This is a genomic window from Bifidobacterium sp. M0353, assembly GCF_016100645.1.
Lineage (GTDB): Bacteria > Actinomycetota > Actinomycetes > Actinomycetales > Bifidobacteriaceae > Bombiscardovia > Bombiscardovia choladohabitans.
Map to the genome: position 1 here is coordinate 19802 of NZ_JACFSB010000002.1, position 25236 is coordinate 45037.

Annotated in this window: 24 protein-coding genes; 8 read left to right on the top strand and 16 right to left on the bottom strand. The window is 61.1% G+C overall.

What is annotated here, in order from left to right; translation table 11 throughout:
- Positions 1-61 precede the first annotated feature (61 nt).
- From H3V04_RS05755 to H3V04_RS05785, 7 genes are all read right to left on the bottom strand, one after another.
- A complete protein-coding gene (locus tag H3V04_RS05755) occupies positions 62-943 on the bottom strand; it encodes a carbohydrate ABC transporter permease (protein WP_198176842.1) in 882 nt (293 codons plus the stop codon).
- Between the two features lie 20 nt (positions 944-963).
- Positions 964-1899, bottom strand: a complete 936-nt coding sequence (locus H3V04_RS05760; protein WP_045935036.1) for a carbohydrate ABC transporter permease — start codon at positions 1897-1899, stop codon at positions 964-966.
- A 31-nt stretch (positions 1900-1930) separates the two neighbouring features.
- Positions 1931-3241 carry an ABC transporter substrate-binding protein gene (locus tag H3V04_RS05765; protein ID WP_198187537.1) on the bottom strand — a complete coding sequence of 437 codons (1311 nt, stop codon included), beginning with the start codon at positions 3239-3241 and terminating at the stop codon, positions 1931-1933.
- Positions 3242-3530: 289 nt separating this feature from the next.
- Positions 3531-3986: a hypothetical protein gene (locus tag H3V04_RS05770; protein ID WP_198187538.1), complete on the bottom strand. Its 456-nt coding sequence runs from the start codon at positions 3984-3986 to the stop codon at positions 3531-3533.
- Between the two features lie 19 nt (positions 3987-4005).
- Complete coding sequence (locus H3V04_RS05775; protein ID WP_232339242.1) at positions 4006-4950, bottom strand: carbohydrate ABC transporter permease; 945 nt, start codon at positions 4948-4950, stop codon at positions 4006-4008.
- Positions 4951-4952: 2 nt separating this feature from the next.
- On the bottom strand, positions 4953-5879 hold the full coding sequence (locus tag H3V04_RS05780) for a carbohydrate ABC transporter permease (protein WP_232339241.1): 927 nt from the start codon (positions 5877-5879) through the stop codon (positions 4953-4955).
- Positions 5876-7135 carry an ABC transporter substrate-binding protein gene (locus tag H3V04_RS05785; protein ID WP_082069327.1) on the bottom strand — a complete coding sequence of 420 codons (1260 nt, stop codon included), beginning with the start codon at positions 7133-7135 and terminating at the stop codon, positions 5876-5878. Before H3V04_RS05785 ends, H3V04_RS05780 begins: the two co-directional genes overlap by 4 nt.
- Positions 7136-7447: 312 nt before the next feature.
- On the opposite strand from H3V04_RS05785, the gene ffh reads away from it, so the two are divergent.
- From ffh to rimM, 5 genes are all read left to right on the top strand, one after another.
- Positions 7448-9064 (top strand): signal recognition particle protein, encoded by a 1617-nt coding sequence (gene ffh / locus H3V04_RS05790; protein ID WP_198187539.1) that lies wholly within the window; start codon positions 7448-7450, stop codon positions 9062-9064.
- 29 nt (positions 9065-9093) lie between these two features.
- Positions 9094-10056, top strand: a complete 963-nt coding sequence (locus H3V04_RS05795) for an endonuclease/exonuclease/phosphatase family protein (RefSeq protein WP_198187540.1) — start codon at positions 9094-9096, stop codon at positions 10054-10056.
- Between the two features lie 171 nt (positions 10057-10227).
- Positions 10228-10686 carry a 30S ribosomal protein S16 gene (gene rpsP, locus H3V04_RS05800; protein WP_198187541.1) on the top strand — a complete coding sequence of 153 codons (459 nt, stop codon included), beginning with the start codon at positions 10228-10230 and terminating at the stop codon, positions 10684-10686.
- 36 nt (positions 10687-10722) lie between these two features.
- A complete protein-coding gene (locus tag H3V04_RS05805) occupies positions 10723-10956 on the top strand; it encodes an RNA-binding protein (protein WP_015021362.1) in 234 nt (77 codons plus the stop codon).
- Positions 10953-11558, top strand: coding sequence for a ribosome maturation factor RimM (gene rimM, locus H3V04_RS05810; protein WP_198187542.1), 606 nt, complete (start codon positions 10953-10955; stop codon positions 11556-11558). Before H3V04_RS05805 ends, rimM begins: the two co-directional genes overlap by 4 nt.
- Positions 11559-11665: 107 nt before the next feature.
- Here the strand turns inward: rimM and H3V04_RS05815 are convergent, their stop codons facing one another.
- From H3V04_RS05815 to H3V04_RS05825, 3 genes are read right to left on the bottom strand one after another with little or no spacing between them, the layout of a single operon-like run.
- Positions 11666-12370: a lactate utilization protein C gene (locus H3V04_RS05815; RefSeq protein WP_198187543.1), complete on the bottom strand. Its 705-nt coding sequence runs from the start codon at positions 12368-12370 to the stop codon at positions 11666-11668.
- Positions 12367-13872 (bottom strand): LutB/LldF family L-lactate oxidation iron-sulfur protein, encoded by a 1506-nt coding sequence (locus H3V04_RS05820; RefSeq protein ID WP_082069326.1) that lies wholly within the window; start codon positions 13870-13872, stop codon positions 12367-12369. The genes H3V04_RS05815 and H3V04_RS05820 overlap by 4 nt, the downstream gene beginning before the upstream one ends.
- Positions 13869-14687 (bottom strand): (Fe-S)-binding protein, encoded by an 819-nt coding sequence (locus H3V04_RS05825; protein WP_198187544.1) that lies wholly within the window; start codon positions 14685-14687, stop codon positions 13869-13871. Before H3V04_RS05825 ends, H3V04_RS05820 begins: the two co-directional genes overlap by 4 nt.
- 359 nt (positions 14688-15046) lie before the next feature.
- Between H3V04_RS05825 and H3V04_RS05830 the strand changes: the two genes are divergently transcribed.
- Positions 15047-16063, top strand: a complete 1017-nt coding sequence (locus H3V04_RS05830) for a YdcF family protein (protein WP_045935027.1) — start codon at positions 15047-15049, stop codon at positions 16061-16063.
- 29 nt (positions 16064-16092) lie between these two features.
- Here the strand turns inward: H3V04_RS05830 and H3V04_RS05835 are convergent, their stop codons facing one another.
- Positions 16093-17496 carry an MFS transporter gene (locus H3V04_RS05835; protein ID WP_198187545.1) on the bottom strand — a complete coding sequence of 468 codons (1404 nt, stop codon included), beginning with the start codon at positions 17494-17496 and terminating at the stop codon, positions 16093-16095.
- Between the two features lie 243 nt (positions 17497-17739).
- Here H3V04_RS05835 and trmD point away from each other — a divergent pair, with 243 nt between their 5' ends.
- Positions 17740-18732, top strand: a complete 993-nt coding sequence (gene trmD / locus H3V04_RS05840) for a tRNA (guanosine(37)-N1)-methyltransferase TrmD (RefSeq protein WP_198187546.1) — start codon at positions 17740-17742, stop codon at positions 18730-18732.
- On the opposite strand, the gene rsmD is transcribed toward trmD, so the two are convergent.
- From rsmD to H3V04_RS05860, 4 genes are all read right to left on the bottom strand, one after another.
- The gene (gene rsmD / locus H3V04_RS05845) at positions 18714-19313 is read right to left on the bottom strand and encodes a 16S rRNA (guanine(966)-N(2))-methyltransferase RsmD (RefSeq protein ID WP_198187547.1); all 600 of its coding nucleotides are present in this window, start codon (positions 19311-19313) and stop codon (positions 18714-18716) included. The two genes, trmD and rsmD, sit on opposite strands and share 19 nt — an antisense overlap.
- 16 nt (positions 19314-19329) lie before the next feature.
- A complete protein-coding gene (locus tag H3V04_RS05850) occupies positions 19330-21807 on the bottom strand; it encodes an ATP-dependent DNA helicase RecG (protein ID WP_198187548.1) in 2478 nt (825 codons plus the stop codon).
- Positions 21808-21908: 101 nt separating this feature from the next.
- The gene (rpmB, locus tag H3V04_RS05855) at positions 21909-22103 is read right to left on the bottom strand and encodes a 50S ribosomal protein L28 (RefSeq protein WP_015021347.1); all 195 of its coding nucleotides are present in this window, start codon (positions 22101-22103) and stop codon (positions 21909-21911) included.
- 124 nt (positions 22104-22227) lie between these two features.
- The gene (locus H3V04_RS05860) at positions 22228-23256 is read right to left on the bottom strand and encodes a helix-turn-helix transcriptional regulator (RefSeq protein ID WP_198187549.1); all 1029 of its coding nucleotides are present in this window, start codon (positions 23254-23256) and stop codon (positions 22228-22230) included.
- A 406-nt stretch (positions 23257-23662) separates the two neighbouring features.
- Between H3V04_RS05860 and H3V04_RS05865 the strand changes: the two genes are divergently transcribed.
- Positions 23663-24463, top strand: a complete 801-nt coding sequence (locus H3V04_RS05865) for an ABC transporter ATP-binding protein (protein ID WP_232342593.1) — start codon at positions 23663-23665, stop codon at positions 24461-24463.
- On the opposite strand, the gene H3V04_RS05870 is transcribed toward H3V04_RS05865, so the two are convergent.
- Positions 24423-25094: a sugar O-acetyltransferase gene (locus H3V04_RS05870; RefSeq protein ID WP_373564710.1), complete on the bottom strand. Its 672-nt coding sequence runs from the start codon at positions 25092-25094 to the stop codon at positions 24423-24425. The genes H3V04_RS05865 and H3V04_RS05870 overlap by 41 nt on opposite strands.
- Positions 25095-25236: the final 142 nt, after the last annotated feature.

The following is a 25236-nucleotide window of genomic DNA, read 5'->3' on the forward strand; positions in this document are numbered from 1 at the left end:
GCTCCCCTCCTCCGCCTTCTCGTAGCGGGCGACCATGTTCAGTGTACTTATGCGGCGGCGATTACTTGACAGCGCCCGCCACTATCCCCTGCGAGAGCTTCCTCTGGAAGAAGATGAAGAAGATGATGGTGGGGATGATGCTGAGCAGCGAAGCGGAGGCCAGGTCGGTGGCAGCCATGGTGTGCTGCCCCTGCATGGTCGCCAGGGCCAGCGGGATGGTCTGCGTCTTCTCGCTCATCAGGAAGGCCATGGGGATCATGTACTCGTTCCAGGTCCAGATGAAGAAGAAGACGAAGAGGACGCTGATGGTCGACCAGGACACCGGCAGTACGATCTTGCGCAGAATCTGCCAGCGCGAGGCCCCGTCGACGGTGGCAGCCTCCAGGATGGCCTGTGGGAAGGTCCCGTAGACCGAGGAGAGCAGGTAGGTACCGTAGGCGCTCTGGATGATGGTGAAGATGATGATGATGGACCACTGGGAGTTATAGAAGCCCATCCACTTGAACATGACATAGAGCGGGTAAAGCAGGGCTTCCTGGGGAACCATGTTGGCCAGCATGATGAACAGGAGGATCAGCGTGTTGCCCTTGACCCTGCCGATGCCCAGGGCGAATGAGTTGAGGACCGACAGCAGGACCCCGACCACGGCAACCACCAGGGAAATCAGCAGGGAGTTGCCCAGCTTGAGCGGGAAATTGCTCTTGTTCCAGAAGGAGATGATGCCGTCCATGCTGAAGTGGGCGGGAACGGACAAGGGGCCCGTGGCGTTGTAGTCCGCCGTGGTCTTGAATGCGTTCAGGACCAGGATCAGCAGGGGGAAGAGCATGATTACGGCTCCGACGATCAGCAGGATCAGACCGACCCAGTTCCCCCAGGTGCGGATTCTATGGGCGTGCCGGGAGGACACCCGGGCGTCGGCTTGCAGTGTGGCTTGATTATTCATGATGTGCTTCCTAGCCTTCCTCAGGCGATGCTCTTTTGCACGCGCTTCTGCACGATGGTGAAGACGATGGAGAAGATGACGATGACCACGGTCAGGGATGTCGAGATGGCGGCGCCGTAGCCCACCTGCTGCACCTGGAAGAACTGGTTGTAGGAGTAGTAGGAGGGAACCATGGTTGAGGTGCCGGGCCCGCCCTTGGTCAGCAGATAGACCGGGGCGAAGGTCTTCAGGGCGCCGATGGTGGAGGTGAGGATGACCACCAGCAGCTCGGGAATGATGGAGGGCAGGGTGATGACGCGGAACTTCTGCCACCAGTTGGCCCCGTCCAGGCTGGCCGCCTCGTAGAGCTCGGGGTCCACCCGCTGCAGTCCGGACATGAAGATGACGATGGGATAGCCCAGCTGGATCCAGATCAGGATGACCATGAGGATGGGCAGGGCCGTGGTGGTCGAACCCAGCCAGTTGTGGGCCAGGCCACCCAGGCCGATCTTGGCCAGCAGGTCGTTGACCGCACCGTCTTCAGGCCGGAAGATCCAGCCCATGATGATGGTGGCCACGGCCACGGGCAGAACCTGGGGCAGGTAGTAGAGGGCCCGCAGGGTCGAGGAGGTGTGGGGGCCGAACTTCTTCTGGATCACGTCGGTCAGGGCCGATGAGATCAGCAGGCCCAGAACCGTGGGAATGATGACGATGGCCACGATGATCCAGAGGGTGTGCCCGAAGGAGACCCAGAAGGTTGAGTCGCCCATGAGCCGTCGCCAGTTGCGCAGACCCACCCATTTGGTCGGCCCCACCCCCCTCCAGCGGGTGAAGCTCAGGTAGATGTTCCAGAAGATGGGCACGATGACGATGGCCACGATGCCTATCAGACCGGGAATCAGATAAGGGACGAACCGAGAGGGCGCACTGCCCGGGATGCGGGACTGCGCCTTCTTCCTGCTATGTGTGTCAGACATGCTTGTACTCTCCTTGGCGGATTGACGCAGCTCAGTCGTCATCCAGATCGAGCTGGGCGACGCCGTCGTCGTAGTTCTTATGCAGGGTGTCCAGAACCTGGTCGGGGCTCTTGGTGCCGTTGACCAGCTCTTGGAAGGCGGCCGGCATGGCGTCGGTCAGGTTGGGCGCAGGGTAGTCGGGATAGTAGCTCATCCGGCTGGCGTCCGAGGCTTTGGTGTATTCGTTGACCAGATCACGGCTCTTGGGGTTGGTGATGGCATCCGTGTCGGCCGCCACTGGCACGCCGCCCTTGTTGCCGATGTAGTTCTGGACCTCCTTGGACAGGACCACGTCGATATAGCGGGCCGCGGCATCCTTGCGCCGGGACTTCTGCGGGATGACCAACAGGTTGCCCGCGCAGCCCTCGACCATCTTGGCCCCTGGGAAGATAGAGGCAGTCCAGTCGAAGGTCTTCACCTGTTCCATGAAGCGGGTCTGGTTCCAGGTGCCGGTCTGGTAGATGGGATAGGTCCCCTTGATGAATGCCGTGGTCGTGTCCTCGGCCTTCATGCCGGTGGCGTTCTTGGAGATGTATCCCTTGTCAATCCAGTCACGGATGGTGTTGGTTGCGAAGGTCAGCGGCTTGCTTCGCCAGTTGACCGGATGCTTGTAGAGCTGCCAGTCGTCGACGAATTTGGCATCGGCCTTGGTCATGGCCAGCTGCCACCAGAGCCAAAGCACCCCGTATTCCTGGGCATCGGCCGCTATGGGCGTGACCCCGTGGCTCTTGAAGGCCTTGAGGGTTGCCACGAATTGGTCAAAGGTTTGCGGGATGGGGATCTTGTACTTGTCAAAGAGGTCCTTGTTGTAGTAGACCCGCTGCATCTCCGCATAGGAGGAAACCCCATACCAGGTATCCCCGTCCATGACGCCGCGCTTGTCGTACTTGCCCACCGCCGCCGCCTGGCCGCGCACCTTCTTGTCCCAGCCGTACTTCTGCACATAGGGCTTCAGGTCGGTCAGCAGCTGCAGGGTGGACAGGACCCCGGCAGAGCCGTTGCCGCGATTGGACTCCATGACGTCCGGGGCGTCGTCCGAGTTGAGGAACTGGCTGCCATTCTGGGCAATCTGAGTGAAAGACTTGACCTCGAAATCCACCTTGATGCCGGTCTGTCGGGTAAAGATATCGGCAGCCTTCAGCCAGCCCCGGGCCTGCCCGCTGCTGGGCTCCTCGTAGTACCAGATTTTGATGCTGGACGGGTGGGCTTCCTGGGGAGCATCGCCCCCCGATCCGCAGGCCGCCAGCGGCAGGATCGACATGGCCAAGGCCAAGGCCGCCCCGATCCCTCTCTTGATCTTCATGATGGCTCCTAACTTCCTTGCATCCTTGCATCCAGTTACTGCGATTCGACTTATCGAAAGGTTTCGACTTCGGGCGGATTGCAGGGCACTGACCATCTACGTCGATGCACCCGAAATATCGAATCGTTTCGACTCAGTATAGAAGCCGGTCATGGGTCATGTCAACATGGCACGCAGAAGAAGACCGCCTCAAAACCAAAAATCCCCTCTACATCGCCCGATGGCTTCGAACAATGTAGAAGGGATTGGAAGCGCAGCGATCAGGGGCGCCGCAGGCCCCAGGAGCTGGTCACCTTCGACTCGACGAGATCCGGCGGATGGTCTTGTTCCTGGCCACATAGGTGACAAAGGCCAGGCCGTAGGCAATCAGCGAAAGCCAATCCGCCGTGGCCAAGGAAAAGACCATGCAGAAGATCATCCAATACTGCACCCCCCGAACAATCGTCGAGGGCCGCATGGCCCGCAGAGCCACAATGAAGGAGACCGCCCCAAGAATGAGCAACAGAAAACCGTAGGACTGGGCCACGGTGGCCGCGCCGTTGACTGTGGCCATGTCGTCGGCCAGACGTCCGGCCCGGCCGAGGATGGCATAGCCCTCGTCCTTGAACCAGGGCGAGTAGATGAACATGGTGACCGAAGCCATGATCACGTTGATGGCTGCCGCCACCAGGAGGATGATCCTCTCTGTCCTTCTGCTCGTTACGTCCTTGCCCGCCGGATGGTCGCTACGGTTTTCCTTTGCCATTGTTGCCGCCTTTCCTGATTCAGCCCTTGAGGCCCGAGGTGATGTTCAGCGACTGCAGGAAGTAGCGCTGGGCGAACACGAAGAGCAGCAGGGTGGGGATGATGGCCAGGCAGGTGGCCGCGCAAAGCGTGCCCATCTGGTTGTACTGCATCATCTGGTTGCCCAGCAGCTGCAGGCCGGCCGTGACCGGGGTCTTCTTGATGTCGTTGAAGACCAGAGTGGGCCAGAGGAAGTCGTTCCAGGCGCCGGTGAAGGCGAACAGGAAGATCACGATCAGGATTGGGCGGATGGAGGGCAGCATGATGCTGCGGAAGATGCGGAAGTCGCCGGCGCCGTCAATCTCGGCGGCCTCGTCGATCTCCTTGGGAATCCCCTTCATGAAGTTGCGCACCAGGAAAATGTTGGCCACGTTCCCCAAGCCGGGGATGATGCAGGACCAGTAGGAGTTGATCCAGCCGAAGGTGGCCACGATGCGGTAGGAGGGAATCATGTTGACCACACCCGGGAACATCGAGATGAGCAGGAGGACGAAGAAGAGCGTGTCCCTGCCCTTGAAGTTGATGCGGGAGTAGCCATACCCTGCCAGAGCCACTACGCAGACCGCCAGGATGCCGTGCGACAGCGAGATGATCAGCGAGTTGCCCAGCCAGTTGAAGACCGGGTAGGAGGCCGAGGCCTGCAGGAGGGTCAGGTAGTTGACGGTGACCCAGTGCGCGGGCAGGAAGTTGTAGGCGTTCTTCAGGAACTCCTGGGGTGACTTGAATGACGTCGTTATGGTGTAGACCACGGGAATGATCCAGACCACAGCCAGGACGATCAGCACCGCATAGATGGCCACCAACGAAGGCTTGAGCACCTTGTGGTGGTTTTCGGGCACGTTCTCGCCGCCGGGAACCGTTGCGCTGGGGCCAGGAGCCTTGAGCCCCTTGCCCAGGGATGGCATATCAAGGGTTGCCGAACTCATTGTCAGTCCTCCTTGTTCATGAAGAATATCTGGACCAGGGAGATCAGCATGAGGATGATCCCCAGCAGCAGGGCCATTGCGGAGGCCATGCCGGCAGCCGAAGGCCCCTGCGGGAAGGCCAGGTTCCTGATGTCCATCAGCAGCACCTGCGAAGTGTAGGCAGGACCGCCGCCGGTCAGCATTTGTGGCTGACCCCAGACGTTGAAGGCGCCGCCCGTGGTCATGATGGTCGTATAGAAGAGCGGCAGCTTGATGGCTGGCAGGGTGATGCTGAAGAACTGCCGGATGGGTCCGGCACCGTCCACCGAGGCGGCCTCATACAGATCCTGGCTTACCCCGGACAGGGCCGAACGGTAGATGATCAGGTTGCCGCCGATGCCTCCCCAGAGGCTGAGGACGAAGATGGCGATCCAGGCCCAGGGCTGCTTGCCCAGCCAGTTGATGTCCCACCGGAAAGTGGTGTTGAGCAGGCCGAACTGGGAGTTGAAGACCAGCCGCCAGACCAGGGCTCCTGCGGCCACGGAGATCAGCCCGGGCACGTAGAAGATGGCCTGGAAGAGCCCCACTCCTTTCAGGTGCTTGGTCTGCAGGGCCCAGGCCAGCAGCAGGGGGACGATGATGGTCAGGGGCACGCTGATCAGCACGAAGATGATCGTGTGCCACATGTCCCTCCAGAAGATGGAGTAGAAGTAGGTGGACTTGTCGAAGATCAGCTTGAAGTTGTCCAGGCCGACCCAGGTCGGGGAACCGACCAGGTTCCACCTGGTGAAGGCCAGGTAGATGCCGAAGAAGATCGGGATGACTCCGAAGATGGCGAAGACCACCATGTGCGGGGCGATGTAGGGGAAGGCATGCCAGAAGGACTTCTGTCCCAGTGGACGACGCTTGCCATGTCCATCCATGACTGCGGTTGTGCCGTGTGCGCTCATGATTGCTCCTGAATCTGGATCTGGCCCTGGGTCATCAGATCAAGCGTCTTCAGACCTTCCTCCAGGGAGATGTTCCGATAGACGATGTCCATGAAGGATCCCCACCCGGCTGTGGCATAGCCGCCATAGATGTAGTTGGATGTCTTGATCCACTGCCTCTCACGCTTGTCGTTGGTGAAGGAGGCCTGGATGAGCTTCTGGTATTCCGGGTTGTTCAGGTCACGGTAGGCCGGCGATATGGATCCCACGTCCGACCACATCATCCAGTGCTTGTAGACGAAGTCCACAAAGTCGGCGGCCGCTTTGACCTTGGCCTCGGGCCGGTTCTTGTCCTTGAGCTGGAGCCAATTCTGCTGGTACAGGAAGTTGGAGGGGTGCTCGGTGCCGTACTGGAGGGTGTTGATCTCGCCAACCTTGTCCTTGCCCAGGGTGGAGGACATGTTGCCCTGCGCCCAGGTGCCCAGCATGCCGAAGACCGCATGCCCGGAGGCGAAGACCTGCTCGCCGTCGCTGTCGATGGGCGAGAGCATGCCCTGGTCGTTGAGGTCGCGCAGTGCCTTGAGAGGCTTGCGCCAGCCTGGACCGGTCATGTCCTTGACACCATCCTCGATGTTGGTGCCGGTGCTGTATAGCAGGGACATCATGGCCCAGGGCAGGTTGCCCAGGCAGAGCCCGTAGACGTCCTTGGGCAGCTTGCCCTTCATGGAGGCGATCTCATCGGTGGTGACCAGCCGGTCGTCCAGGATATAGTCCAGGCCGTACTTGTGGATCAGATCCTTGTTGTAATAGATGGCCATCTGGAACATGTACAGGGGGATGCCGTAGGACTTGCCCTTGACCACGGTGTTCTGCCAGGCCTGCGGCAGGAAGCTCGACTCCTTGAGCTCCGGGTGGTACCTGGTCCACACCGACGAGGGGTTGAGCAGCCCCTGGCTCTGCAGTACCGAAGTGGAGAACGAGTCGTTGATGACCAGATCGGGGATGTTCTTCCCGGTCTGCATGACGCTGTAGATCTTGGTGGTCAGATCCCCGCCGTTCATGGGTTGGAAGACCACCTTGTACTCGGGGCTCTGTGCATTGAAAGCCTTGATGATTTTCTGCATGGCCGGGCCGTCATCGCCGGTCAAACCATTCCAGAAGTAGATTTCCTTGGCGGATTGATCGCCGCCGCCACAGCCTGCGGTCGAGACCACCATGCCACATATGGCCGCCAGGCTCAGCAACAGCCTGAGCCAACGCCGCGCAAACAGGGGCATGTGGGTTCCACCTCCCCCGTGTCTTTCTTCCTTGAAGACACTCACAATCCCTCTTGCTCCTCTCGATGGGACCGGCACACCCGTATGCCGGCAACCCTGCATCGTTTCTTCGGAACCCGTCGACCCCCGGGCATCAAACATCGACGCCCTGCGAGCCGGACCGACCGGTTCATAGTGATTTGCAACGTTGCAAATTCAGGGTAGCATGCATTCTGCAACCGAACAAAATCGTTGTTCCATATCAGAACCATCCAGGTAGGCCTTACGGAATCAACAGCCAATCTCCCGGCTGACAGGTAGACTTGGGGCACTATGGCAGCATTTTCATCTTTGACCGATCGGCTCTCCCAGGCCTTCACCCACCTGCGCTCCAAGGGGAAGCTGACCGAGGCCGACATCGACGGCACAATCCGCGAGATCCGCCGCGCCCTTCTGGATGCCGATGTCTCCCTGGACGTGGTGCGCTCCTTTACCGGACGCATCCGGGAACGCGCCCTGGGCGAGGAGGTCTCCAAGGCTCTGAACCCGGCCCAGCAGGTGGTCTCCATCGTCTACGACGAACTGACCGGCATCCTGGGCGCGGGAGTGGATCGACCACTCAATTTCGCCAAGAACCCGCCCACGGTCATCATGCTTGCCGGCCTGCAGGGTGCAGGCAAGACCACGCTGGCCGGCAAGCTCGGATACTGGCTCAAGGATGCCGGCCACACCCCCCTGCTGGTGGCGGCCGACCTGCAGCGGCCCAACGCGGTCACCCAGCTCCAGGTGGTCGGCGAGCGGGCCGAAGTGCCGGTATACGCACCCGAGCCAGGCGTGCAGACCAGCGGATCCGAGCTGGCGGCCCCCGGACAGGTCACGGGCGATCCCGTCAAGGTGGCGGCCGACTCGATCAGAGTGGCCAAGGACAAGCTCTACGATGTGGTCATCATTGATACGGCCGGTCGACTGGGCGTGGATCAGGAGCTGATGGAGCAGGCCCGCAATATCCGCGACGCCGTCCACCCCGACGAGATCCTCTTCGTCATCGATGCCATGATCGGCCAGGACGCGGTCGCCACAGCCAAGGCCTTCGACCAGGGTGTGGACTTCACCGGCGTGGTCCTGTCCAAGCTGGACGGCGATGCCCGCGGCGGCGCTGCCCTGTCGGTGGCCTCGGTGACCGGCAAGCCCATCCTTTTCGACTCCAACGGCGAGGGACTCAAGGACTTCGAGGTCTTCCACCCTGACCGGATGGCCTCCCGCATTCTGGACATGGGCGACATCCTGACCCTGATCGAGCAGGCCCAACGCCAATTCGACGAGGAGGAGGCCCGCAAGGCCGCCGGGAAGATGTCCGAGGGCAGCTTTGGACTGGACGACTTTCTGGAGCAGCTCCAGCAGGTTCGCAAGTTGGGTTCCTTCAAGAGCATCCTGGGCATGATTCCAGGCATGGCCCAGCACCGCAAGGAGCTTGAGCAGTTCGACGAAAAGGAGGTGGATCGAACCCAGGCCATCATCCAGTCGATGACTCCCCAGGAACGACGAGACCCCAGCATCATCGACGGCTCACGACGGGCCCGGATCGCCTATGGCGCCGGCACCACGGTCTCTGCCGTCAACGGCCTGCTGCAACGGTTCGAGCAGGCTGCCAAGATGATGAAGCGGATGACCAATGGCAGCCGCTCGATCCCGGGCATGGGCGGCATGGGCGCTGCCGGCGGCAAGAAGGGCAAAAAAGGCAAGAAAGGCCGTAAGGGTTCCCGCTCAGGCAATCCCATGAAGCGGGAGGCCGAAGAGAAGGCTTTACGCGAGCGCCTTTCCGGCAAGGGCAAATCCTCGGGCGGCTCGGCCTTCGCCAAGCGCCCCGAAACTCCGCAGATGCCTGAAGGCCTGCCGGACCTGCCACCCAACCTTGGCGGCGGACTGGGCGGTCTCTTCGGCGGCCGCTGACCCCTCCCTCCTGCAGGAGACAATGGCACGTGAACACCCTTCTCTGGATTCTCCTGGGGCTCATCGCCCTATGGATGGCCCTGCGCTTCCTGCCTGCCGGAGCTGACTGGCACCGCCCCCTGGTGGAGCTGATCGCCCTGATCGACCTGCTGACCGTTCCCCTGCTGGCCATACTGATATGGACGGTCGTCGCAGGCGCCTGGCCCCAATGCCTGCTTGCGCTGATCGAACTTACTCTGGTCAGCTGCCAGCGCCTGCGCTACCGGCTACCTCCGGCAGACAGGACCAGTCAATCATCCTCTGACCATGAACTGAGCGTCATGACTCTGAACTGTCGCTTCGGCCGGGCCGATCCTGAAGAGGTCGTGCGTTGCGTACGCACCTATGGAGTAGAAGTGCTGGCCCTGCAAGAGGTAAGGGGGAAGCTGCCGGATTCGCTCCAGGCTGCAGGTCTGAATCAGCTCCTGCCCTACCTGACACAGGGGACCGCAAGCCCTGACGACAACGGCGGCTACAACGCCATCTTCTCGGCCTACCAACCCGTCAAGGCCTCCCCGTCGGCCCTGGACCTTCCGGCGGCTGCAGTACCCCTGGTCGAGCTCAAGACCGGCTCCGGACCGATCCGAGTGGCCAGCGTCCATCCCAAATCACCCCAGCGAGGCGCCAGGCAGTGGGGCAGGGGCATCGCTGCCCTGGCCAGGCTGAGCCATCCGCCCGTACCCACCATCGTCATGGGCGATTGCAACGCCACCCTGCAGCACCCGACCTTCCGGGCCATGCTGGCCGAATCCGGGCTGCATGACGCTTCTGTGCATCTGAAAGCCGGCAGCCACCTGACTTTCCCATCGGCAAGCGCGCTTCCCTCGTTGATCGAAATCGACCATATTCTGACGGACGGCGACCTGGTCCCACAATCCATGCATGCCCTACGGATTCCAGGCAGCGACCACCGGGCTCTGGTGGCCCGTCTGACTCTGCCGCGTCGGCTCTGAGCACCATACAGGTTCACCACCCGCCATATCCCCCGGTTGAGGTATACTTTTGCTGTTATTCATGTCCGGAGGAGCCCTCTCATTCCGACGGTCGTGAGGAACACGCCAGGAGCGCCACCATGCCCCACATGGAGACGCCGCCGGGCACACCAAGTACCAAGGAGAGCCGTTTTGGCAACCAGAATTCGTCTGAAGAGAATGGGCAAGAAGTTCTACCCCTTCTACCGCGTCGTCGTGGTCGATTCCCGCAAGAAGCGCGATGGCAAGGTCATCGAGGAGATCGGCACCTACGATTCCAACACCCAGCCCTCTTCAATCAAGATCGACTCTGAGCGCGCCCAGTACTGGCTGGGTGTGGGCGCTCAGCCCAGCGACCCTGTCTTCAATCTTCTGAAGATCACCGGCGACTGGCAGAAGTTCAAGGATCTGCCCGGCAAGGAAGGCACCCTTAAGGTGCCGCAGGCCGAGGTCGATGCACAGGCCCGCATCGAGCAGGCACAGAACGAAGCCCAGAAGCTCAAGGCCGCCAAGTCCGAGGCTGACGCCAAGGCCAAGGCCCAGGCGGAGAAGGAAGCCCCCAAGGCCGATGAGTCGGCAGATGCCGCCCAGACCGAGCAGGCGGCTGAGTAAGGCACATTCGCTTAAGGATTGGAAGGACCGGCTATCATGCTTGCACAGGCCGTTGAACATCTGATCAGGAATATCGTGGACTTTCCCGATGACGTGTCGGTCAAGTCCCACGAGAACTCTCGCGGAGAGCTGTTGCGGGTGCGGGTCAACCCCGAGGACATCGGCCGCGTGATCGGCAGGGGCGGCAGGACCGCCAACGCCATCCGTACCGTGATCCAGGCGCTGGCCGACCACAAGGTGCGCGTCGACATCATGGATGTGCGCCGGTGAGCCCCAGCCGGTCCACCAATCACGACCCCCAGGGTCCGGACCCTCAGCAGCAAAGGTTGCTGAGGGTCTGCCGTATCGGCCGCGCCCAGGGACTCAAGGGCGAGGTCAACGTGTATGCCTACACCGATGAGCCCGGGCGGCGCTTCGCCCCCGGCACCCGGTTGCAGACCAAGGACGGGCAGGTCTTCACGGTGGTCTCATCCCGACGCTTCAAGCAGCGTTGGATCGTCCTCTTCAAAGGAGTGGAAGACAGGAACGCATCCGAAGCGCTGAACGGCATCGAACTGTACGTCCAGGCTGATCCAGCCGAGGAGCTGGCACAGGAGGACGCCTGGTATCCCGAGGATCTGATCGGGCTCGAGGTCCGCATGGCCCCGGGCAACTCTCTGGGTGAACCGTCCGGACGAGTGGTCGGCCAAGTCAGCGACGTACTGGACGGTGTAGCCCAGCAGCAGCTGCAAATCCGCATGGCCACCGAAGAAGGCGACGAGGAAGCGGAAGGGCTGATACCCTTCGTCGAAGCATTGGTGCCCCGGGTTGATATTGAAAACGGGTACGTGGCCATCGATCCACCTGGAGGGCTCCTGCCTGGCCTGGGCTGAACCAGCCTATTAGCAAAAGCGTAAGTGGGGAGTCGGCGTCCTTCTTCGAGCCGCTGACTCCCCACTTACGGGAAATGCGCCCTGCCTAAGCAGGAAATCTTATTGAGCTACATGTCTTCAACCACCAAGTAGGTCATATCCAGGGGGCCATGCACGCCCACCACGATCACCATCTCGATGTCGCCCGTGTTGGAGGGGCCGGTGATGAAGTTGATGTTGGAGGTCTTGAGCTCGCCTGAGACCAGAGCCGGGTCGTAGTAGTCCATGGCCTGCCGGGTTCGGGGCAGGATCTTGGACTTGCGGATGATGCTCAGGTAGTGCACCGGCAGGAAGTGGAAGGCACGACCCTGACCCGGGGTGGTAGCCACGGTGATGGTGCCGGACTCGGCCAGCAGGAAGTCCGCAAAGGCGATGGCCGTTCCGGACTCGTCGGCGGTCCTGATGTTCTCCTCGCGACTGGCCCCCGGCTTCCAGAAAGTGGCGGGGGGGTTCAGGCCGTCCCTCCACTCCTCCAGACCGAAGTCAGCAAACAGGTCGGAGGTGGGCAGCATCACATGGTCACTGTCGTCCTTGCGCGAATCGATGAACTCGTCCAATGCGGTGGGCAGCCCGGCCTTGGTGCAGGTACGGAAGTCCACATGGACGGCCTCGCTGCTCTTCCGGGCGATTTCCAGCAGCTCGTCCTGGGTGTGGCCAGACAGGGTGGTCTCCGGCAGATCGTTGACCGGCACCAGAGGATGTTCCTTGAGCTGGTGGCGGGGCCGTCCGCTCTTCTTGGCCAGGTAATCCAGGAATACCTCACGATCGGTCATGCCTGCTGCTCCTTCTTGTGATGAGCGAACCAACTGCGGAAGTTCTCCCCGTGCTTGGGCGGATCCGGCAGATCACGTACCTTGGTCCATCCGCCGAAGACGAAGGGCATCCATTCCACATGCCGATCACTGGCGAAGAGGTTCTTGGCCGTCTCCGGCTGCTTCTTGGATATGGGGGTCAGCATGGTGTGATCCACACCCAGGGCAGTGCGGAAGAGCGAGGAGTGACCGGTTCCCAGACCCATGACCCTCATGACCGTGTCGTCGATCAGATTGGCCTGGGACTGGTCATCCATCATGATCCGCCTGTGCTCGATCATGAGCTGATGCAGGGGAATCTTGACCGGGCAGGTGGCCGTGCATGCCGCACACAGGCTACAGGCGTAGGGCAGGTCCCCGAAGTCGTCGTAACCCCCGTCCAACACCGGCGAGAGCACCGAGCCCACAGGGCCCGGATAGATGGATCCATAGCCGTGGCCGCCGATGTGCCGGTAGATGGGGCAGACGTTCAGACAGGAGGCGCAGCGGATGCACTGGAGGATGGGCTCGAAGACCGTTCCCAGCGCGTTTGAACGGCCGTTGTCCAGGATGACCACATAGACATCGTCCGGTCCGTCCGACTCCTGGTCTGTGCGTGGCGCGGTATAGGTCAGGTAGGAGGTCAGCTTCTGGCCGACAGCGGACCGGGCCAGCATGTTGTCCATGGTCTCGGCCTCCTTCATGGTCGGCACCAGGCGCTCCATGCCCATGACCACCACCTGGGTCTTGGGGATGCACATGGCCAGGTCGGCGTTACCCTCGTTGGTCACCAGGTTGATCATGCCCGTGTCGGCCACGGCGAAGTTGCAGCCGGTGATGCCCATGTCCGCCTCAAGGAAGTGCTTGCGCAGAACCTTGCGCGAGAACCGAGCCATGTGCTGGGGGTCGTTGTCACCCTTGTAGCCCAGCTTCTTTTCGAAAACCTGCCGAACCTGCTCGCGGTTCTTGTGCAGGGCCGGGAAGACCAGATGCGTGGGCTGGTCCCAGTCGTCCTCCTCCAGGATGAACTCGGCCAGGTCGGTCTCCAGCACCTCCAGGCCGGGCACAGTCATCAGCGTGGGGTCCAGGTTGATCTCGCTGGTCACCATGGACTTGCTCTTGACGACGTGCTTGGCCTTCTTTTCGATGGCAATCTGCTTGATGTACTGGGCAGCCTCATCGTCGGTCTGGGCGAAGAAGACATGACCGCCGCGCTTCTCCACGTTGTCGGAGAACTCCTCCAGGTAGTCAGGCAGGTAGCGGATGACATGCTGGCGGATCTGCTCGCCCAGGTCGCGCCACTGTTCCCAGTTGCCCAGTTCCTGGCGGGCGGCCTCACGCTTGACCCACTGGGCATCCTGGGCCTTGGCCACGGCCTGCTGGGCGAATTTGTCCTGCTCGGACTCTTTTACCCTGGTCAGGAAGGGAGCCTTGCTGGTCCGCAGATACTGCGCGGCCTTCTTGCCATTGACCATGCTGCTCATACCAGAGCCCCCTCTTCCTTGGCAGCCCTGACGGAACCCACGGCCCCATCGCCAGCAGAGCGGCCTTCCACATACTTGACGCGGCTCATGTCCACGTTGTGATTGAGCACCTCAGCCAGATGCATGATGGTGATCTTCTCGCCGCGCCGGTTGAAGCGACCGCCGATGTTCATCAGGCAGCCCGGATCGCAGGAGATGAGGACGCTGGCCTTGGTGCTGAGCACGTCGTTTACCTTCTCATCCACCATCTGCTTGGAGATCTCAGGCTCCTTCATGGAGAACATGCCGCCGAACCCACAGCAGTTCTCGATATGGGGCAGGGGGACCATGGTCAGGCCCTTGACGTGATCCAACAGAACGAAGGGGCTGGTCCGCTCCCCCAGCAGCCGGGTCATGTGGCAGGAGCGGTGGTAGGTGGCCACGGCGTCGAGTTCGGCGCCGGCATCCAGCACACCCAGCACCCGATAGAGGAACTGCGAGAACTCATAGGTCTTGTCAGCCATGGTCTGGGCCTTGGCCGCATAGACCGGGTCGTTCCTCAGATGGAAGGGCAGTTCCTTGAGCATGTTCACGCAGGAGCCTGCCGGACCCACGATATAGTCGGCATCCACGCTCAGCAGGGCATCGACCTCATTGCGCATGACCTGCATGCTCTCCTTGACATACCCGCTGTTGAAGGTGGGTTGGGCGCAGCAAATCTGCTCCTTGGGAAGATAGGTGTCGCAGCCGAACCGCTCCAGTACCTCCACCATGGCCTTCCCCACGTTCGGAAACATGAGGTCCACCACGCAGGTGGAGAATATCACTACTTTCATTACCGCACCTCTCTACAACCTTGCACGCCAGGTCCGAACCATATCCGGATCGCGGAGAAACCCAACATCACTTGAACCCCTAATCCTTCCAACGCATCGCTGCCTTGCGACCGACCACGTCCATGCGGACACCGATGCGCAATCCTTGAAAGGACCCATCATTATCATGGTCTCGACCTGGAATTCGCACCGTCGGGAATCGCCCACACTCAGCTTCCGAACGTGTGAGATTTACCACATATATGTTACCACGGCGGTCTGGGAATCCTGGGCATGTCAAGGATGGGAGGTGACTGGCCGATTCGCTACAGTGGAGTAAGACCCTACGCGGCCATTCTCGTGAAAGGGGCAATCGGCGCATGTCCAACCACCTGCAACTCCTCCTGCTCTATGCACCCGCCATCATCTTCGGCCTGCTCTTCCTCTGGGACCTGCACAAGGAGCCACGACAGTTCCGCAATGCCATCTGGCTCCTGCTCCTGCTGCTGACCCTGGGGGGAGCGCTTCTTCTGCAGTTCGGGATGCGCTGGCTGATCCTGCCCCTGGTCATCCTGCTCATCCTCTCCCCCCTGCTGGTGATCTGCTTCCTGCTGGCCAACACGGTCATCGTCATCCGGCACGAGGGGGTCTCCCTGACCACTCTGCTGCCCGGACTGCTGGCGCTGGCCGTGGTGGCCTACATGATTCTTTCGCCCCTCCTGGCCGGGTTTGGCGCCCCCTCATGGCTGCAGAAACTGGCCGGGCTGATCGACCTGGAAGCCACCTGGTTCTTCTTCTCCTTCCTGGCCCTGCTACTCTATTCCAACTTTTACAGGATGCTGCCCCGCAAGCGTCGCTACGACTACATCATCATCCATGGAGCCGGTCTGCGCGGCGAAGAGCCCACACCCCTGCTCCGGGGACGGCTGGACAAGGCCGTAGACCTCTGGAAGCGGCAGGGACGAAACGGGCGCTTCGTGGTCTCAGGCGGACAGGGCCCGGACGAGGCCATCAGCGAGGCCAGGGCCATGGCTCAGTATCTGCGCAACTCCTGTGGGGTGCCGTCCGAGGCCATCATCATGGAGGACAGGTCGACCACGACCCTGGAGAACCTACGCTATTCCAAGCAGATTCTGGATGACCGCTACGAGATGGGCACCGGGCCAGAGCATTACCGGGTGGCCCTGGTCACCAGTGACTACCACGTCTTCCGAGCCAGCGAATATGCCAGCAAGGTCGGGCTGAATGCCGACGGAATCGGCTCACACACCAAGGGCTACTATTGGCCGACCGCCTTCATCAGGGAGTTCGTGGCCATCACCCGCATGCACTGGTGGCCCTACCTGGTCCTTGCAATAGGCTGGGCCGTCTGGGCCGGCATCTCATTCCTGAATTGAAACCATTGCCTTTCGGAAGCAATCAGAGGTCATGCAACCTGAACCTCGCCCTTATCCTGACAGGCCAGGCTGCGCTCCAGGAACCAGGCCACCAGGAGGATGCCCAGGACGATCAGAAAGACGAAGACGAAGGCCCAGACTGCTCCGAACTGGAAGGCCTGAGCGCCGGCATGAATTCCACTGGCCTTGGGCATACCCGTGATGATGGCGGCCAGAACGCCGGTCGAGGCGGCACCTGAATACTGCTGAAAGGTGTTGAAGAGGGCATTACCGTCAGGCACCAGTTTGGCTGGGATATGCTGCAGTCCGACCGTGAGCAGGTTGTTGAAGACGCAAGCCTGACCGACCATGTAGCAGGCATAGAGAAGGACCATCAGCGGAACGGATAAGTGCCTGCTGAGGACCAGGAAACCCAAGGCCGAAAGGAAGAAGGCCGTGCTTCCCACCGCGAGCAGTCCACGCAGGCCATGACCATCCAGATAGCCGCCTGTGATGGGCTGGCAGAGGGCCGAGAGCAGGCTTCCCGGCAGCAGAAGCAGGCCGGCCACGGTGGAGGTCTCCCCCAGGACGGACTGGGCCATGTTGGGCAGGACGAATGTCAGGCCAATCTGAACGAACTGGACCAGGAAGTAGAGGATCAGGGCCAGGGTGAAGGTACGGTTCCGAAAGACCGCGATGTCGATCAGCCTGGTGCTCTGGTGGGCAAGAGCACAGACCCCTGCAACAAGGGCCAGGCCCCCGATAAACAAGGACAGCCAGGTTATAGGACCATGCACATCCAAGGTGCTCAGACCCATGGTCAGACCGGTCAGGAAAATGCCCAGAAGAAGGAACTGGAGCCAGGCGAAGGGACCGACGTGGGCGCTCTCCCTGTCAACCGAGATGAGGGCGATGAGCCCGAAGACCAGCTCGATGGGCAGCACGATCAGGAAGATGGCCCGCCAGGAAGAGGCTTGGATAACGGCTCCGCCGAAGGTCGGGCCCAGGGAGGGCGCCAGAGCCACCGCCATGCCGGCGCTGCCCACGTAGCGGCCCTGGATGTGAAGAGGAACCTTTTTCATAATCAGGGAAAAGACCAAGGGGAGGGCGATACCGGTGCTGATGCCCTGCAGGAGGCGCCCCGCCATAAGAACGGGAAAGCATGGGGCGAGAATGCACATCAGATCGCTGCCCAGGAATATTCCCACGCTGGTCAGAATCAATGCGCGGGTAGTGAATGAATGTTCCAGCCAGGCGGCCGCCAGAACCGTCAAGGCCACTACGAGCAGATAGCCGGTGGTCAGCCATTGGACCGTGCCCAGCCCGGTTTTGAAGTACCGGGTCATCTCCGGAAAGGTGACGTTGAGCGAGGTCTCCAAAAGGACCCCGCAGAAGGCGAGCCCGGCTGTGCCGGTAATCAGCAGTTTTGTTTTCTTATCAACATGGTCGACCATGGACCGTCCGCTCCTCACACATCAGACTGTTCGCATAGCCATCACCACGGATCCGTACGGCATGGCATCATCCGATGCCGCTCTCATTGCTGTTTACGCAACGGTTATAGCTCTCTGGCTGCGTTGATGACATCTTCCAAGCCGGATTCATACGCGACTTGAAGACCCAGACAGTGTAACACTCATAGGTGTACCAATCCGCGCCCGATCCCGACCCGAACAAGCTTGGGTAGAGTTGGTCACATGCAAATCGATATCGTTTCCGTCTTCCCCGAATATTTTGACGTAACCGGACTCAGTCTGCTGGGCAAGGCCCAGGAGAAGGGCCTGGTGACCATACGTGCCCACAATCTGCGCGATTGGACCCATGACGTGCACCATTCCGTGGACGATACGCCGGTGGGCGGCGGAGCGGGCATGGTGATGAAACCCGAAGTCTGGGGCCGATGCCTGGACGATTTATTGAACGTTCCAGACGGATCGGCTCTGCAACAACCCACCACCGACCAAACAGCCGACACTGCCGATGCCGAAGAACGAAAAGAAGCAAGGAAGAGTTCCGGCGACGAAAGCTACGGCATAGCATCCGAGGCAGATTCATCTGCAGACAACCACGAGGCCGGCGCGGCCAAACCAGTCCTGATCTTCCCCAACCCATCCGCTCCCCTGTTCACCCAGGCCGACGCGACCGAGCTGTCACGGGCGAAGAGGCTGGTATTCGGCTGCGGCCGCTACGAAGGGTATGACGCACGCATCCCCGTCTACTACCGGAATCAGGGGGTCGACGTCAGAGAGTATTCCATCGGCGACTACGTGCTCAATGGAGGCGAGGTGGCCGTCTCGGTCATGCTGGAGGCCATCACCCGGCTCCTGCCCGGCTTCATGGGCAATCCTGAATCCATCGTGCAGGAGTCCTACACCGGGGATGAGCCGCTGCTGGAATATCGCCAGTACACGCGTCCCACCACCTGGCGTGGCATGGCCGTGCCCGAGATACTGACCAGCGGTGACCACGGAAAGGTGGACCGTTTCCGGCGCGACGAGGCCATCAGGCGAACCAGTCGAATCCGTCCCGATCTGATTGCCCGATTGGACTGCTCCGCCCTTGATAAGCAAGACCGTCGTCTCTTGGAGGACCTGGGCTGGGACATGCAGGAAACCCATCCAAGACCTCTGGATCAACCATCTGGTCGATCAACCCTAAAACGCAGCGATAATCAGCGGGCCGTCAGATAGTAGACTGCTGTTTCCCCATAGGTACGAGCCTGATCAATGGCCCATCCGTCAGGAGCCGTGGGCGGCGGGGTGCGTGTCGATCGCTCCAGAACGATCATGCCTCCATCGTCCACCATTTCTCGACCGGTCAGGCCGGTCATGATGCTTTGGCAGTCCGCAGTCGACAGGTCATAAGGCGGGTCCATGAAGACCAGGTCGAAGCAGACCTCGGACAGACCTGCATCCTCATGACCGGAGGAGAGGGGACGAACAAAGCGCTCGGCACGGTTTCTGCTGACGCGAATGTCCATGGCTGAATCCCAGGCCGGATGGTGACGCAGCCCGGCGGCTGAGCGTGACAGCAGTCCGGCGACACGACCGGAAGACTCCACAGCCACCAGGCTCTGGGCACCGCGGGAAAGAGCCTCGAATCCCAAGGCCCCCGTGCCGGCGAACAGGTCCAGGACCCGAGCACCGGACAGCAGGCCTTCGGACTCCAGATGGGAGAAAATGGCCTCCTTGGTCCGATCGGTGGTGGGCCGGGTGCCCTTGAGGGCTGCGGGAATGGGGAATCCCTTGAAGCGGCCGGCGATGATGTGCATATGGTCCGTTGTCCTTTCAGCTAGAGACCAGGAAACCTTCGTTGCCCCTCATGAAGTCCAGGACGGCGCCAGCCAGCTCGGGCTGCCCGGCCAGGGTGGGATCGGACTCCAGGAGTTGGCCCGCCTGGGTTCGAGCACGGGCGATCATGGGTGCGTCGGTGACCACCCGCAGAAGCTTCAGCGAGGAATGACCGCCGGATTGGGCATCGCCCAGCACGTCGCCGGCTCCCCTGATGCGGATGTCCTCCTCGGCGATTTTGGCCCCGTCAGTGGTGCCGCGGATGACATTAAGCCGCTCTGCAGCCGGGGAATCCGCAGGGGCGCGTGAGATCAGGAAGGCCCAGGAGTCTGTGCCGCCGCGCCCCACCCTGCCGCGCAGCTGATGAAGCTGGGAGAGTCCGAACCGATCGGCATCGAAGATGACAATGCAGGAGGCTTGGGGCACATCCACCCCCACCTCCACCACAGTGGTGGCCACCAGCAAGGGCGTGCGGCCCGAGGCAAAGTCAGCCATGACGGCGTTCTTGGTGGCATCGTCGTCTCGCCCGGTCAGCGTGGCCATGGCGATGCCCTGGAACTGCGGCAGGGCGGCCAGCCGCTGACTCATTTCAGCCACCGAATGCAGTGGCGGACGCTGGCCGTCACCTTGGCCCTCCTCAACCAGCAGTTCAGGCTGGGAGTCAGACCCACCGGATTGACCGGGGCAGTCTGAGGAGGCCGAAGGGTCGTCTTCATCATCAATACGGGCACAGATCACGTAGGCCCTCTCCCCAGCCTCGATCCGTCGACGCAGGTGCAGGAACATGGCGCCCATGGTCGCTCCGTCAGACTCGTCGATGACGTGCGTGCGGACTGGCTTGCGGTTGCTGGGCAGCTCGGTCAGGGCGGAGATGTCAAGATCGCCGAACCAGGTCATGGCGGCTGTACGCGGGATGGGCGTAGCGGTCATGATCAGCAGGTGGGGAACTCGCTCGGATTTGCGACGCAGCTCCTCGCGCTGCTCAACCCCGAAACGATGCTGCTCGTCTATAACGGTCAAGGCCAGGTTGGGAGCCTGGAAGGTCTTGGAGAAGGCCGCGTGGGTGGCGATGACGATGCAGGGACGGCCCGAGGCCGAGACAGCCAGGGCGGAGCGGCGCTGGGCCAGTCTCATACCTCCGGTCAGCAACACCAGAGGCAGGACCAGCTGATCCGTCATACGGATCATGGTGACGTTATCCACAGGCTTATGGCGGCCCGCTACGGCAGTGGCGGTCACATCGGTGCCCATGGCCTTGAGCATGGCGCCGATGGAGGCGTAGTGCTGCTCGGCCAGCACCTGGGTAGGAGCCACCAAGACAGCCTGATGGCCAGCCTGGACCGCCTGAAGCATGGCCGCCAGAGCCACCACGGTCTTGCCGGAGCCGACCTCGCCCTGCAGAAGCCGCTGCATGGGCTGATCCTTGGCCATGTCGACACCGATATCGTTGATGACCTGACGCTGGCCATCGGTCAACTGAAATGGCAGAGAGTCGATGAAACGGGCGGGCAGGGTGTCTGGACGGTCGGCACCCGAATCCGCGCATGGATAAGTGGGCTGTTGCTGGGTCTGTCGGCGGGTCTGCAGAAGGGCTGTCTGCGAGACGAAGGCCTCCTCATAGCGCAGGGTCTTGCGTGCCGCAGCGAAGTCGTCAGGGCTGTCGGGCGCATGCATGCCCAAGAGGGCACGGGCACGATGCATCAGTCCTTGGTCGACACGGACCTGCTCGGGCAACACATCAGGTATGGCCCGGCCCAACGCTTCTGGATTGATGCGGACCTCGGCACTGTTGTGTTCCTCTTCTGCGGCACCGGCTGCAGGGATGGTGCCAGATGCATCATCGGCCTGCGCCAGCAGACGCAGAAAACCCAGAATGACATCATGAATATGGTCTGAGGAGATGCGGGAGCTGGCATGATAAACCGGCCGCGGTCGACGGACCCGCTCCAGGGCCTCGTCAAGACTGGCCGCATCAGGCCGGGAAGCGTCCGCTGAAACCTCCTGATCGGCATCGGCGACAACCAGGGTCTCGGGATGGGTGAACTGGAGCTGATCCATGTAGATGCCGGGCTCACCGGCCACGACCAGATCCGCCCCCACCTGCAGCCGACGGACCATCCAGTCCATATAGGGCTTCTTGTGAGAAAAGAAAACCAGCCTGACCGACAGCGGAGTACCGCCCCGACCGCTGACGAAGGCAGCATCGTCCACCATCACGTCCAGCCGGAAGCCCCGGTGACCGCTCAGAGGCACCAGACGCACCTGATCAACCCGGGCGGCGAAGGCGCAGGGCTCACCCAGCCGAATGCCGGCAATGGTGGTGACCTGCATGGGTTCGGTGATGCGGAAAGGATAGTAGGTCAGCGCATCCCCCACCGTGACCACACCCAGAGCCTTGAGAGCGCTCACCCGACGCCTGTTGGCCACCAGCGAGGCCACGGTGCTGTGCAGACCTACACGAGCCACTGCCGACATACCCGATCACCTCCCGCAAGCGCCGACCATCATCCCTCAGGATGACAAGAACCCCCGGAGCTTATGCCCCCGGGGGTCCAAATACGACCGACAAACCGCACTCAGGCGGCGATGCGCTGCACCTTGCCGGCCTTGAGGCACTTGACGCAGACGCGCAGACGCACGTTCTGACCATCAACGGTGGTGTGCACCGACTGCAGGTTGGGGCGGAAGATGCGCTTGTTCCGGATATGCGAATGAGAAACACTGTAACCGGTCTGCGGGCCCTTGCCGCACACCGCGCAACGAGCTGCCATGATGACTTCCTTTACGTTGTTTTCCAAGTCGTCCCAGGTGTTCCGACCCGCAGCACAAGGCCACGGATGAACACACAACTTTGTTAGACTACTACATTCAGCCAAGTAAGGCAAATCAGCAGCCTCAGGCACGGGGAGGCTTGCGGAAGATGCCGATCAGAGACTGGAGCACCCCGCAGAACACCCCGCCGATGATCCAGATGGCCCAGAATGGGATCCACCAACCGAAGAGGTTGTCATAATTGCCCGAGAAGAGCATGGTCAGGGCCACCAGCGTGCAAAGGCCCATGACGGTTCCGCTGATGGCATTGCTTACCCGGTGCTCGTAACGATAGGTATCCCAGCGACCGTCATCGACGGAATCAACCTGCCTGTTGTAGGCACGGAGGTTCATCATCCTATGGCTTGTTCCAGCGTGGACCAGTAGGAAGACCCCCAGAGCCAGAAGAAGGAAGAAGACAAACCCTCTGACCTGATCGGACCAGCCCCAGATCAGGTATCCGGCAGAGTTGATTCCCACATCCAGGAGCACGACAGCCAGACCGCAGACCAACTCCCAGGTAGTCTGCCGATAAACTCGCGAGCGCTCCTCATCGGTATAGAAATCCGCCACATAGGGATGCCTGCGGCGAAAGTCCTTCCTGGTGGAAATCGCCGGTATGAGACAGGCCAGGCCCAGGACGATGCCAATCATCAGAGCAAGAAAGGCCAGACCATTCTGGGCGTCGGTCGGTTGACTGACTCCGGCGAAAAGACCACTGAAAGCCAGTCCCAGCATGATAAGGGCAATTCCGAAAGCCATCCGAAGACTGTAGACATTGCTGAAGGAGGCGTAGCCGGTCACGTCTTCCATAGCAGATTGGACAGGCGGCATAGTCGCATGGGTTGGCGGAGTCGTCTGGGTGGTTTCCTGATGGTCCGGCTTGGATGCACGCTGCCCGGAACCCGGATGCCGAACATCGCCCAGGACCAGGTCATCAAGGGTGCAGCCGAAGAGGTCACAGATGGCCAGGAGCTTGTCCATCTCAGGATAGGCCTTGTCCGACTCCCACTTGGACACCGCCTGACGGGACACCCCCACCAGCATGGCCAGCTGCTCCTGAGTCATGTTGCGCTGCGAACGCAGATACTGCACGTTGGTTCTGAAACTCATATTGTTCTTTCTCCCGATCGGCAGATTGCCGATTCAACCAGCAACGAGGCCATGATGAAACGTGCGAGGCTCCGACTGCCACCAGCTTTGGGTTGCACCCGGCAAAGACACCGATATTTTCCGTCAACCAACGGTTGCATCCTTACAATTCCAAGGAAATAAGCAATCACCGAATCTCTGTCATCCTGATGACGACCCGCCCATAAATCCCCCTTCTGGCAAGAGATACGACCCCTCTACGTTTACGATACATATCTTTCAGAAGCAAAGGCGAATTCTGTGGATTCCACCCTGAACCGTCCCCGATTCGACCCTGAAAACACCCTGACGGGAGCTCTTGCCATGGTCTTATAGAAGAAGGACCATGCAGGCGACGACCGAAAGGAAGGCAAGGATGCGGCATCGGATGGCCAAGGATCCATACGCACAGACCCCACTCATTCTGAACAAGATCTGCTATGACTATGGAACACGGCAGAAACAGAGCACCAGGGTGTTGGACGAAATCAGTCTGGAATGTCAGGCTGGGACCTGGACGGCCATCATGGGTCCTTCAGGCGCCGGCAAATCGACCCTTCTCTATTGCGCCGCTGGACTGCTCCAAGTCAGGCAGGGCAGTGTGGCCATCGCCGGTGAGGACCTGACGCGAATGAAAGAAAGGGAGCTGACCCGACTTCGGCGCGACCATATCGGCTTCGTCTTCCAGGACTACAACCTGGTGAACGCCTTCACCTGCCTGCAGAACACCATGCTGTCCAGCCTCTTCGGCGGCAGGAAAATCTCCGCCCAAGCGGCCCTGTCTGCCCTGTCCAACGTCGGATTGGAGGGATATGCCAACATCTATCCGGCAGACATGAGTGGCGGACAGCAGCAGCGCGTGGCCATCGCCAGGTCCCTGGCCGCAAGTCCAGAAATCATCATGGCCGACGAGCCCACCGGCGCCCTGGATACCCATAGTTCACGGGAGGTCATGGACCTCTTCGACCTGGCCGTCCGAAGCGGCCAGACCATCCTCATGGTGACCCACGACCCCAACGTCGCCGCCCGGGCCCACCGCGTCATCTTCCTCCAGGACGGACGCATTCAGGCAGCATGCCCGGGCGGAGACCCACAGACCATAGCCCAGCAGCTGGCCAGCATGGATGCTGTCCCAAACGAGGAGGCCTTCAGCCCTCCTCTGGCAGTTCCATCCGATCAGCCTCGGTGATGGTACGAATTACCCGGCAGGGCACACCCACAGCCAGGGAGTCAGGGGCAATGTCATGGGTGACCACGGATCCGGCACCGATGACCGCACCATCGCCGATGGTCACTCCCCCGGCCACAGTCACGTTTGACGCCAGCCAGCAGTTCGATCCGATGGTGATCGGAGCGCCCAACTCGTAGTCGTAGAGGGAGCCATCCTCATGGCGCCTCAGATTCCGCTCCTGCCACCGCAGGGGATGCAGTGGGGTGGCCAGGGTGACATTGGGGCCGATCATCACATCGTCGCCGATCTGCACCGGGCAGGTATCCAGAACAGTGAAGTTGAAATTGGCGAAGATGCGCGAGCCAAGCTTGGTGAAGCACCCATAGTCGAAGTAGATAGGCCCCATAAAGTCGACGTCCTGGCCATGCTCGGGCACCAGATCGTCCAGAAGCCGGCTGCGCAGGTCCCGCTCCTGCTCAGAAGACGCGTTGAAAAGACGGCAAAGTTCGTGGGCCTTGACCCGCAGCTGGCCCAGTTCGGGGTCCGAGGCATCATAGAGCTCGCCGGCAAGCATCCGCTCTCTCTGCGAGCGCCAAGTCCCTTTACCGGCTCCGCCAACAACACCTGTCAGTTTTGAGTCCTTGCCCATGGCCATCCAATCGTTCCCGCGTCACTTCAATGTCGCTGCTGCAAGTTTGCACTGCTTGCAGATTCCCCACCCATATAATCGTCTGGGTCAGACAGCAGACAGCCGCACGTACCGGTCGTCATCCTGTTGCGGATATCCGTTC